The organism is Arthrobacter sp. Dra40, assembly GCF_059091905.1.
This window is the reverse complement of record NZ_JBNHHB010000038.1, coordinates 17,693-29,335: the sequence shown is the minus strand read 5'-3', so window position 1 is coordinate 29,335 and position 11,643 is coordinate 17,693. Positions and strand designations below refer to the sequence as shown.

5 protein-coding genes are annotated in these 11,643 nt (G+C 64.7%); all 5 read right to left on the bottom strand.

What is annotated here, in order from left to right; translation table 11 throughout:
• Positions 1 to 114: 114 nt before the first annotated feature.
• The 5 genes from AC5RWT_RS16615 to AC5RWT_RS16595 all read right to left on the bottom strand — a co-directional run bounded on the left by AC5RWT_RS16615 (position 115) and on the right by AC5RWT_RS16595 (position 11,535).
• A complete protein-coding gene (locus AC5RWT_RS16615) occupies positions 115 to 1,656 on the bottom strand; it encodes a CDP-glycerol glycerophosphotransferase family protein (protein WP_494081104.1) in 1,542 nt (513 codons plus the stop codon).
• Positions 1,653 to 5,138, bottom strand: a complete 3,486-nt coding sequence (locus AC5RWT_RS16610) for a CDP-glycerol glycerophosphotransferase family protein (protein WP_494081103.1) — start codon at positions 5,136 to 5,138, stop codon at positions 1,653 to 1,655. The genes AC5RWT_RS16615 and AC5RWT_RS16610 overlap by 4 nt, the downstream gene beginning before the upstream one ends.
• Before the next feature lie 59 nt (positions 5,139 to 5,197).
• Positions 5,198 to 7,159: a glycosyltransferase family 2 protein gene (locus AC5RWT_RS16605; protein WP_494081102.1), complete on the bottom strand. Its 1,962-nt coding sequence runs from the start codon at positions 7,157 to 7,159 to the stop codon at positions 5,198 to 5,200.
• A gap of 8 nt (positions 7,160 to 7,167) precedes the next feature.
• A complete protein-coding gene (locus AC5RWT_RS16600; protein WP_494081101.1) occupies positions 7,168 to 8,274 on the bottom strand; it encodes a polysaccharide pyruvyl transferase family protein in 1,107 nt (368 codons plus the stop codon).
• A gap of 384 nt (positions 8,275 to 8,658) precedes the next feature.
• Positions 8,659 to 11,535: a GH25 family lysozyme gene (locus AC5RWT_RS16595; RefSeq protein WP_494081100.1), complete on the bottom strand. Its 2,877-nt coding sequence runs from the start codon at positions 11,533 to 11,535 to the stop codon at positions 8,659 to 8,661.
• Positions 11,536 to 11,643 lie beyond the last annotated feature (108 nt).

Below are 11,643 nucleotides of genomic sequence, written 5' to 3'. Positions count from 1 at the left end.
TGCCAGCACGCATTGACGGGCACGGACAGACTCTAGGCCATCAATGTGGCAAGTCCGGATGCGGTAGGACGAAAGAAAAGCGCCTGGACCGCGGCCCTCCATTTAGGACGGCCCTCACCCTGCCGAGGTGATGGCTTCGGGATCCACCGTCGCCGCAGGCAGCGCCGCATTTTCCTCGCCCGGACTAGCGGCCAGGACCGCCCATACAGCGGTCTCGAAGGACGCGGCCTGGCCCTGGTAGCCTGATCCAACCCCGCCGTGCAGGTTCGTGCCCCGCCGTGCGCAGTCAAGCAGCATGTCGGCATCCTCAGGGGAGAGCAGCAGTTGTGCAGCGCGCAGCGAGGGGTAGCGTTCGGGCATGTGGTCGCGTGTCCACGAGATCACGCCAATGGGCTTGCCGGTGAATGTATAGTCCACCAGGACGCTGGAGACATCGGTGAGGAGTGCATCCGACTCATTGAACAGTTCCACCAAGTCCGCGGCCCGCGCCTGGCTGGACAGCATGTGTGGGCCTCCGTGGCGTAGCAGCAGCGCGTCCACGGCGGCTACCAGCCGACGCTCGTCCGAAGACTTGACGCTGAATGGATGCGGACGGAAGACAATCCTGGCCCCGGAGGCCAACAGACGCTGGATGTACTGCCCCGCGTGCTCAAGCGAACTGAGTGTGGACGCATTGTTGTAGCCAAGCCAGGTGGGTGCATAGAGAACCGTCAAGGGCTCGTCCTGACCGCGCTTGCGCGGTCCCCGATGCGCGCCGCGCAATTGTGGCCGGCCAACGACGGCGAACTTCTCTTCCGGGATGTGTACGTTGTGGGCGCGGTAGCGTTCAATGGCCGCCTGGCCGGCTACAAAGATCTTGTCGTACATGGCGTGGACTGGGTGGGCCGAGATCTCTTTGTCCGAATCCCCATGCCCGAGGTAGACGTGGGTCAGGTGCCGGTAGCTGACCATGTTGATGTTTGACGCGACGGAGTTGACGTAGAAGACCGCGCGGACAGTTGGGGCGATGACCTTGTCCAGCTCGGCGGTGTTCAAGCAGGCAATGAGCGGAACTCCGGCCAAGGCCGGCCGCCGGCGCAGGGCGTCGGCCGCGTCGTTGTGCCGCGTGACGACGGCGAACGGCACTCCCAGTTCCTTCAGCGGCCCAAGCCACTGCTCGATCTGGTACGCGCCTCCGTCCTTGCGGCCCGTGTAGATAAGGAATTGCGGGCCGTAACTTTCGAGCGACTGCTGGACGGCCGGCCAGCGGCGGCCGCGCTGGCGGGCCAGCCAGAAAGCATAGCCTCCCACGCCCGTCATGGCTGCTCCCATGGCGGCCAGCCACAAGATCCACCAGACCAAGTTCCAGCCGGCATTAAGAATGGCCGCGGTGCCGAGCAGGCTGGCGCCAGCCAGGACGCTCGGAACCCAGGCCTGCGGTGTGACCGGCAGCTTTATCCCTGGGAGGTTGTAGGCGGTGACATGGTGGACCGCAAGGACCCGATGAGTAATGGGAACCAGGACAACGCTAAGAGCCGTGCCGATTCCGCCTAGGAGCACCCAGCCCAGTCCCGTCGAACCGTCCAGCGCTAGCGAGGCCGCTAAAACGCCGGCTCCAATGCCGAGTACAACGGCGCCTGCGGTGCGGGACACTGCGGTACGCAGCGCGGCTTTCACGACGACCGCCTCGGTGCGTCGATCAGCTCACGCGCGGCTTCGAGGAAGCCATCCGCGTAGCTGCCGGTGGGGAAGTCGCCAAGGTAGTAGACGCGCGTGGCCTCGCGTTGGGCAGCGAGCGGATCATGGACCAGCAGGCTATCCAGCGCCTGATCCAGGTTGCCCAAGTCTTCTTCGATGACGTAGGCCGCCTGGGAAGCCGGGACCTCCTCTGCCAGCTCTTCGATGTTCCGCCCGACGGAGACGATCGAGAACGGTTTGCCGGACTGGAGGTAGTCGGACACCATAGCCGAGACGTCGGAGACCATGGCATCCGAGGCGTTGAAACAATCCACCACGCTCATCTCCTGCTCGGCTGCCTCCCCGTACACGTGCCTCCGCCCCGTGGCTGCGGCATCGGCCGCGAGCATTTCGCCGATCTCGGTGATCCACGCACCGGCCTCAGGGAAACGGTAGTTAAGGGGGTGCGCGCGGAAGACCACGGTACAGCCCCGGGCCAGCAGGCCCTCCACGATGTCCCGGCCGCGCGGCAACGAGTAAACGGCAGTGTCTGCAAAGGGGCCCCGCCAGGTCGGGGCATAAAGAACCGTGGGGTTCGGGCCGGGCGGGCCCTGGCGGCGCTGGATTTCCTCCACCTGGGGGCGTCCGACAATCCGGAACTTTTCCCGCGGAATCTTAACGCCGTGGCGGGCGTAGCGGTCCACACCGGCTTGGCCAGCACTGAAAATGTGGTCATAGATGGCGTGCACCGGGTTGTAGCAAGCGGGTTTCTCCGAGTCACCGTGATTGAGCCAGACATGGCGAACCTCGCGGCGCTCGATGAAGTGCGTGTTCTTGACCGCATTGTTGACGTAAAAAGCGACCTTGAGGCTAGGCGGAATGACCTCTTCGAGGCTGCGCAAAGTCGGCCGGTGAATGACCGGTGCGTCCGTCACGGCGGCGATGGCCTTCATCATCTTCAGGGTCCGCGTGATGATGATATAGGGTCGGCCGAGCCGGTCCAGATACGGCAGCCACATGCCTGCCTGATACCCGGCTCCGTCGTTGGAGGCAAAGTACAGGGCGAATTGCGGGGCGAGCTGTTTCACTTTCCGGCCCAGCTGTGCCTCATGACGAAGATTCCGGTAGCTGCGCTGCCACCCGCCCGTCAGGAGGACGGCGCTGGCGACCAGCACCAGCAGCGACATCGCTGCAGCTGCGGCGGGAGCCGCGCCGACGAACGCGCCCACGAAGCCGGCGGCCAGGAAGGTCAAGCTTGCCACGGCCGCGCTGCCCAGAGGCAGGACGGCGGAGCCCTCGGTGTTGATGCCCGGGATGTTGCGGGCATTCAGTCCGCGCGGCGTCCAGGCATTCGCGGCATAGCCTTCCAGCGCTGTGGCTGCCAGCCAGCAGCCCAAGGCCAGTGTCAGCCACAAGCCCGCGCCGGACCAGCCGGGCACACCAAGCTGAAGGATGAGCGCTAGGACGAGCACGACGCGCGAGCCCAAATTTTCGTCGAGCAAGTCCTTGAGCAATTGGCGTCGCCGGAGTGAACGCCGGTGGAAGAACAGCGTGACTCCGATCGTGGCCAGCCCCATCGAAGAGACCAATGCCGTCGGCGCGCCCACTAGCTGTCCGCACCACACTGCGGCAGCGCCTGCGGCGGGCAGGGCGAAGCGCAGCAGCGCCAGCCGTCCGCGCCGCCGGGCCTTGCCGCGGGCCTTAGCGTCTGCAGGGCTGCTGCCGCTATTCGCGACACCAGTACCACCAGCATGACGCGGACGTGCCGAAGCCACGGCGCGGGCAGCTTCGATGAATACCTCCGCGTAGCCCTCCACCGGAAAGTCGCCCAGGTAGTCCGAGCGCAGCGCGGACCTGACACCGGCCATCTCGTCTGCACCCAGAAGCGAGTCCAGGACCTGGTCCACGTTGGCCAGGCCGCCCTCAAGTATGTAGGAGGCCCGGGCGATCGGGTACTGGCGGACAAAGTCCTCGGGTGCGGCGTTGACCGCAACCATGGCGAATGGCTTGTCGGAGTACAGGTAATCCGAGACCACGCTCGAGACGTCCGACACCATGGCGTCGGAGACATTGATGCATTCGACGATACCGCGGACCGACTCCGCCTCGGCACCCCACAGATGCTTCCGGCCGGTGCTTTGCGCATCCTCTCGCAGGAGTTCCTGAATATTGCCGATGAGCGCGGCGTCCTCGGGGAAGTCGTAGCTGAACGGGTGCGGGCGGAAGATGACGGTGGCGCCGCGATCCAGCAGCGAGCGGACAATCTTTTCTCCCACGGGCAGCGAGTGGAAGAAGGTCTCCTCCACGTGTCCTCGCCACGTGGGGGCGTAGAGCACCACGGGGGCCCCGGCCCCCTTGGGCCGGGCGGGCTGGACGCTTTCCAGTTGCGGGCGGCCGACAATCTGGAATTTGTCCTGCGGGATCGAGACGCCATGCTCGGCGTAGCGACGGGTGGCAGCTTCGCCGGCGGCAAAGATTCTGTCATACATGGCGTGCGTTGGATTGTACGACGGTGGCTTGTCCGAATCCCCGTGGCCTAGGTACACGTGCGTGAGTTCATGGAACCGCACCATGGCACCGTTGCCAGAGGAAGCGTTGACGTAGAACACAGCATTGATGCTGGGCACCACCACGTCGTCGAGGTCCGCGACCCGGGGGCGCATGACCACGGGGGCATCGGTCATGGCAGCCAGGGCTTCGGCGGGCACCAACGAGCGAGTGACAATGATGAACTTCTTGCCGGTGCGCTGCAGGTAGGGAAGCCACATGGCCACCTGATAGGACGCATCGTCCGGCCGGGCGGTATAGATGATGAAGTCGGGGGCATACTGCCGTAGCGCCGCGCGGAGGTTGCTTTCGATGGCGCGGCTGGCGACTGCCCGCCGGTACGCATTCCATCCGGCGGCTCCGTAGAACCCGAGGACGACCGCCGCGGCGATGCTCCAGAGCCAGACCGGCCATCCCAGCGCGGCCGTCGCGGCGCCCCAGCACGGCAATATGAACGAGCCCATCACATAGGCGTGAGCATGGCGCGTCAACTTTGGCACTGCGGAAACACCAGGCAAATGGGCTGTGAAAGCCTGCCGCGCGCCCAGTGCACGGAGCAAGAGGGGCTCCAGTATCACCATGCCCAGAGCCGCACCAGCAGTGAGCGCCACGGTCCAGCGTCCGGAGGCTGACGGGGCGGTTTGTGTCAGAAGTAGGGACGCAGCGGCAATAGCTGCCGTTCGTGGGACCACGAGGTGCCCCAGCGATTCGACAGGCCGTAGGCCGGGCACCGCCAATTGGACAATACCGGCGGCACTAATCACGGAGAGCATAGCCGTAGCCAGCCAGACGGATCCGTCGGAAACCGCCACTGCGGCTGCGGCCGTGGCGAGCAGCGTCAGGATCAGCCCGTAACCTGCCTCGCCGGCCAGGCTGCGCAGCACCCGCCGGGCGCTGGGAAGCGTTTCGGAATCATCAGCTGATATCAGTGCCATGTCAAGCTTTCAATGGGGGCAGTTGGGGGAATTCTAGGCATGGTGAAGCCATGTGGCGCTCACCCGCGGTGTGCGTGTCGTTTTGAGCGGCGGAGCCGGTCCAGCAACCAGGAGAGTCCGCTGCGTTTCAACAAAGGACTGTTGTGATCGTGGTGCTGCGCCTTAGGGGTGCGAATGGCGGCGGCCGAAGGCTTCCGCACAGCGTCGGTCACCCTCAGCGGGACCAATCTGCCGTCCGCGAGGATCACGGGCACCTGCGAGCTGGTCTTTTCGCACTCGACCTCCAGGGCGAACGGAGGGACCCCAGTGTCCGTCGCCCGGGCCGAATCTGCCTCGATAGCAGAGGCGCCCGGCTGCCGGACGATCAGCTGGCCGTCCGAAAGCAGCTGATGTTCGAGCTGCAAGCGTCCGTGCACGGTCAAGAGTGCGGCAGCGCGCAACTTCCCGCCGTTCCTGGGCAGCGTCAGCTTCAGATCGCCGTCGCCGTAGTGGGAAACTCTGACCGCCGTGAACTTCGGCGACCCGCCTTGGCGCACACTCAGGCTGCCATGGGTTGTGGAATAGGCCTCCAAGTAGGCAGCCGCGTCGTCCTCCGGTGATAAAAGCACCACGGCGCGGGCTTGGGTTGCATCCGGGAAGCGGGGATAGGAAGCGCGGGAGGAGCACAGCCGTCCGCTGCTGTCAGACAACACCAGGTGTGCGTCCCAGACCACGGGAACCGTCGGAGCTTGGGGGAGCAGCTCCGCTCCAACAACGAATTGCCAGCGCTGGTCGTCAAGCGCTTTGCCGGGCACGCTGACCGTGACGAGGGAGGAGCCTCGAGTCAGCAACTTCATGACCGGCGGTTGAAGTGCCAGATCCGGGCCCTCAGGGAGCGGAGTTTGAATGCGGTAGATGATTGCCAGCCCGCCGGCCGTGCTGGCCAACCCTTCGAAGCTGTGGCTGAGTTTGGCAGCGTCCGTGACCCGGCGCAATTCAGCAGGGACCAAGGCGTTGAGTTCGGGGCCGAGATCGAAGTGCAGTCTGCCATTTTCTGCCGCATAGGACGGTCTTGCCAACTGGCGGTTGAGGTCAGTCAAGTGTGCCACGGTCCCCTCCAAGGCCACCGCCAGCCGCAGTCGGGACTTGTCCCTTGCCGCTGCGAGGTCGTCGCTGCCCATGCTGGTCAGGACTTCCCGCTGGATCCGGCTCAGGAATTCCTCCTGCTCATCGACCGGCGCGGTCATGAACGGCTTGCCCAGCCCCGGCGCCAGCGTCCTGAAAATTACGCGGTGGAAAAATCTCTGCCGACGCAGGCCCGGCTCCGTGTGCGCCACGATGATTTCGGCCATCCGGGTGGTGGTCAGCAGTTTGTTCCGCAGCGACTGCCGTTGTTTGGAAACGTTGCCGCCATCCTCACGACCGCGCAGATGGTAATAGTCGTAGTCCGCCAGGGTCGTGACCTTTCGGGCGGCCAGGTAGCACTGCGCCACGAAGACTTGGTCTTCGCCCTGGACCATGTCTTCCGGGAATTCGACTCCGAGACGGCGCACCAGGGAGGTGCGGAAAAGCTTCCACGGAGAAAGTGTCCGCCACGCGCCGTCGTCGAGCACATCGGCGTCGTAGACGGTGTTCAGGTAGGAGGCCTGCCGGACCGTCCGGTTGTCCCCCACAGCAAGCGCAACGACGACGTCGGACCCGTGCTCGCGGGCGGCGGCAACCATCCGCTCCAAGGCCTCCGGGGAGAACCAGTCGTCGGAGTCGAGGAAGAAGACGAACTCGCCGGTGGCAGAGGCCAGGCCGCGGTTGCGGCCCACGCTGGGCCTGCCCGAATTCTCCTGCCGCAGGGCCACCAGGTTCGGATGCTCCGCGCGCAGGGACTGCAGGTAGTCCCACGTGCCGTCGGTGGAACCGTCGTCCACCACGATGATCTCTATCTCAGACTGGGACAAGGTCTGGTTGAACACGCTCTTCAGGCATTCCTGTAGCAACGGCTGGCAGTTGTAGGTGGGGGTGACAATGGAAATGGTAGGCGCGTTCACGATTGCCTCTATTTCATGCCGGGAAGTATGCCGGGAAACGCATCCTGCAGCAGGTCCGAGCTGAGCGTGTCGGCGGGCCGTCTGGCAGCCTGAGCCAATTTGACGAAGTCCGTTGCCGGGATCTGCTCGGCCGCGACTATTGCCTCCGCGACCTCATCGCGCGCCAGGACGCTGAAGAAGTCCTCGAACTTGAAGTCGTCTCCATGCAAGGCATGATCTCCGATCCGCAGCCAGGTCCAAGGGACACCGTAGGCGTGGGCGAGGATGATCCCGTGCAGCGACGTTGAAATGCAGTGGCTCGCGTGGGCGATCTGGGCCACCACGCGCTCCAGCCCGTTGCCGACGTTGACCACGTTCAGTTGCGGACCCTTGACGCCGGCGAAATGGGGCTTGTGTGAATAGTGCGGCACGATGGCGATCTTGCCGGCCTGCTTTGACACCGCCGGTTCCATAAACCGTGGCAGCAGCAAGGCCGGGTCCCCATAGACTTCCGGGACATCCCAGCCCAGTTTGGTGGTGAGTTCGTGTCGGGTCAGCCGTCCCCGCACGGCATGGATGGCAGCCGGTTTGTTGGGCCCGATCCGCTGGGCCTTCCCAGCGCCCAGCGGGTTGATGATTCCAGAGCCCCACAGTTCGTGCCCGGGCACATTCAGATGGCCCACGACAGATCCGACGGTAAATAACGCGGGCTGCTGCGGCTCGGTCCACCTGCTATTGACCACCGGGCGGCGGGTCATCGCGCCCACCAGCCACGGGCCAATGGTGTCTCCGAAGTTCGGTTTTTGGTCCCACCAGTAGGTGAGCACATGGTCGCCGGGGACCGGTCGGTCCGGAAACGCCTCGTGCGGCAAGGTGTGCAACAGGCCGGTCAGCCACTGCATTTTGGCCAACGATTCCTCAACGATGCGCGGGCGCGCGCTCCGACCGCCTAGCCATTGGGCCAGCATGTGGCGCTCGCCCTTGTCCCGGACCATTGGGGCCAGGCCCACTAGGGAACTGCGAAGCACGCGCTTGGACAGGGCGTCCCGGCCCACCACTGACAGTTCCACCTGGTTGGCCTTCACCCGCAGGTCGAAGGCATAGACCAGCGCGCCGTCCCTGAAGTCCAGGCACACGCACGTTTCTGAGTGCCTCCCAACCCCGACCAGGCCGGGCATCGCAGCGGTCCGCTGCTCAAGTCGACGCTGCAGAGTCCGAAGTGGGTCTGGGTCCGTTACCCGCCCATAGGCGCGGACCAGCCGCCTTGCCTGGGTGCGCAGAGCCGTGACAGCGGTTGGCGTGCCGTTAATCTGCATGGCGGTACTGCTGCCTTTCGCGCGTTACGGATGCCGGCAGCGGGCAGCGGTGACAATCATGCCTGCAGGGGTGGTGAGCCGGCCTCTGGTCCAGCGGCCCTCAGCGGTGGCCGCTTGTACTTGCCTCCGGCGGGTGCGAAGGGCCGGAGGCAAGTACCCATCATATACGGGCTTGGCTGGGGCGACGGGCGGGTGGGCCCTACGTCACAGCCTGCCGGCCGCCCGGCGCGAGAACAATCCGCTGTGCTCAAAGCGGGTGCCCGCGAGGAACCAGCCCGAGCCGTCCGGCTTGGTGACCACCAGGTCCGGCTTGCTGTCCTGGTTGAAATTGCCCACTCCGAGGATCCGGTTGAACTTGTTCCAGCCCGTGGACGCAATTTTTCTCTCGGCCGCGAACCAGCCGTTTGAAGTGGAATACGACTTGTACCCGGAGAGCAGCCATAGCGAGCCGTCACGCTTCCGTGCAACCAGGTCGACTGCCCCGTCTCCGGTGTAGTCGCCGGTGCCTGCCATCGCGGCGTAACTTTGCCAGCCAGACTCTATCCGGGACTTTTTCCCGGTACCTCCATTGCCGGTGCCCGCGTACAGGTAAGCGGCGCCGTTACTTTGGACGGCAAGCAGGTCCTGTTTGCCGTCCCGATTCACGTCGCCGGCGCCGAGCAGGTGGCGGAACTTATTCCAGCCGCTCTTGCCGATACGAACCTCCTTGGCGAACACTGGCTTGCCTGCCGCAACGCGGCCGGTTCCTGGGTAGAGCCACAGGGATCCCTTCTGCCCGCGGGCCAGCACGTCGTCCCGACCGTCGCCGTTGTAGTCGCCCACGCCCACCAGGAGGTTGAATTTGTTCCAGCCGCTCGAGCCTATCTTGACCCGGGCGCCGTAGCCGCCCTTGCCGTTACCGGCGGCGAACCACAAGGAACCGTTGGACTTGCGGGCTAATAGGTCGGGATCCCCGTCGCCGTTGAGATCGCCTGCGGCCAGCACAAGGTTGTAAGTGTGCCAGATGGACTGTCCCGCCCGTACGCGGCCCTTTACTCCTGTGGAATCCTTCATCTGGGTGCCCCTGAAGAATCCGAGATTGCCGTCTGGAAGGGTGACGACGACGTCGGCCTTGCGGTCGCGGTTGTTGTCTCCTAAACCAAGGATCTGGGTGAACTTGTCCCAGCCTTTGGAGGCAACCCGCGTAGCGGCGGTAAAGGTTCTGTCCAGTTTGGTTGTCCGGGTGCCGCGCAGGACCCAGAGGGAACCGTCGGCCCTGCGGCCCAGAACATCTGCTTTGCCATCGCCGCTGAAGTCGCCGGGCGCGGCCAGTTGGTTGTAGCCGCCCCAGCCGGAAGCCACCTTGGTCCGGGACCCAAATCGGCCGGTGCCGAGGCCGGGGAAGACCCAGGCGGTCCCGTCGGACAACGTCACCAGGACATCCCGCTTGCCGTCTCCGTTCAGATCGCCGGGAACCAGGATGGAACGGAACTTGTTCCAACCCTTCGCGGATATCTTCACACCCTTCGCAAGGGTGGCGCTGGAGGTACCCGCCATGAACCACAGGGAGCCGTCGGTGTGCCGGGCCAGGACGTCCGGGCGCTTGTCCCCGTTCAGGTCCCCGGCGCCGATAATCGCATCGTATTTCTGCCAGCCGCCGCTGATCTTGCGGGCCGCGCCGAATCCGCCCCTGCCGTTGCCGGGGTAGAGCCACATGGTCCCATCGCTGCGACGCGAGAGCAGATCCCCGTTGCCGTCCCCGGTCAGGTCCCCGGGCGCGGCATTGCGCAGCTTGCGGTCGTAGAGGCCGGCGAAGTTCTTGAGGTCGGTCCAACTACCGCGCCAGACGTTGGAGTCCCCGACGAACGGTCCGGTGGAGCTGTACTGCCATATGTCCCAGCTTTTCCAGCCGGCCGGCATCGGGTCTGGGTAGGCGACCCCGTACTCGGCGATGTGCAGCGGATGGTCGCGGAACGCGGTGCTGTTGCCGGTGCACTGGTTCCACCAGCCGGCAGTGGTATAGATCGCCGGGACCCGCCCGGTGCGGGACTTTACGGTGTTGGAGAAGTCCTTGATCCAGGCCACCATGTTCTTGGCACTCATGTTGTAGCAAGTGTTGCCCAGCTTCGTATACGGGTTGTATTCAATATCCAGCAGCGGAGGGAGCGTCTTCCCGTCGGCAGACCAGGCGCCGCCGTTCCTCAGCAGGTAGTCCGCCTGCGCCTTCCCCGAGGAAACACTCGGAATGGCGAAGTGATAGGCGCCGCGGATCATGCCCTGCGTGTAGGACCCGCCGTACTGCTGGCCAAAGTACGGATTTAGGTACGTGGTGGCCTCAGTGGCCTTGACGTACGCGAAGCGGGCGCCTTGGTTCCACTCGGATTTCCAGTTGACTGTTCCTTGGTGGCTGCTGACATCGATGCCCTGGACACCGTTCGGCCGGGCTTTGTTACGGTTCAGCGCAGCCAGCGGCTGTACCGCTGCCATCCGGTCGATGGACAGCACTTCCGCGTCCGGTGCCAGCTCCTGCCGCAGGTTCTGCTCAAGTTGTTCAAGCTGATCCGGCTCCGCAAGTTCCTGGCGGAGTTGAAGGCCTTGCCCCATCTGGGCACCGTCTTCACCCTGTAGGGCCTTCATCAGGCCGTCCAGCTGTTCCTGCGTGAGCTCGTCAACGTCAACCTCGGCCGCAGGATCCAGCAGGGCCTCCAACGTTTCACCCAGAGGTTTTTCGACGGCGGGTGGTGTTGCCTGTTCGGTAGCGGCAGGGGCTGGATCTTGTTCGGCGGCCTCTGTCTCGACCGGATCAGCCGTAGGTTCAGCGATGTTCGTTCCGGTCGGTTCAACCGCTGGTTCAACCGCTGGATCGGCTGCGGGCGCAGTTTCGGGGACTGCGGCGGCATCGGTGGGACTGGCCCTGTTGGCCGTTTCATCCAGCGGGCCTTCGATGGTGTTTTCGGGTGGCAGCTCAGCGGCTACGGCGGCCGGTGGAACCATCAGCAAAGTGGAGGACGCCAGCGCCACGGTGGTCAGGGCCGAGATCAACCACGCAGGATTGCGGCGTAAGGACGGGGCGCCCGCGGACAAAGTGTTGCGAATGCTCATAAAGCTGCTCCAAGGCTTCGTCGCCGCTGCGATGCGACACCGATATGAAAATGGCTGGGCGGATGTGGATTGACCGCTTCACATTAACATCAGGACGCGCGCCACGCC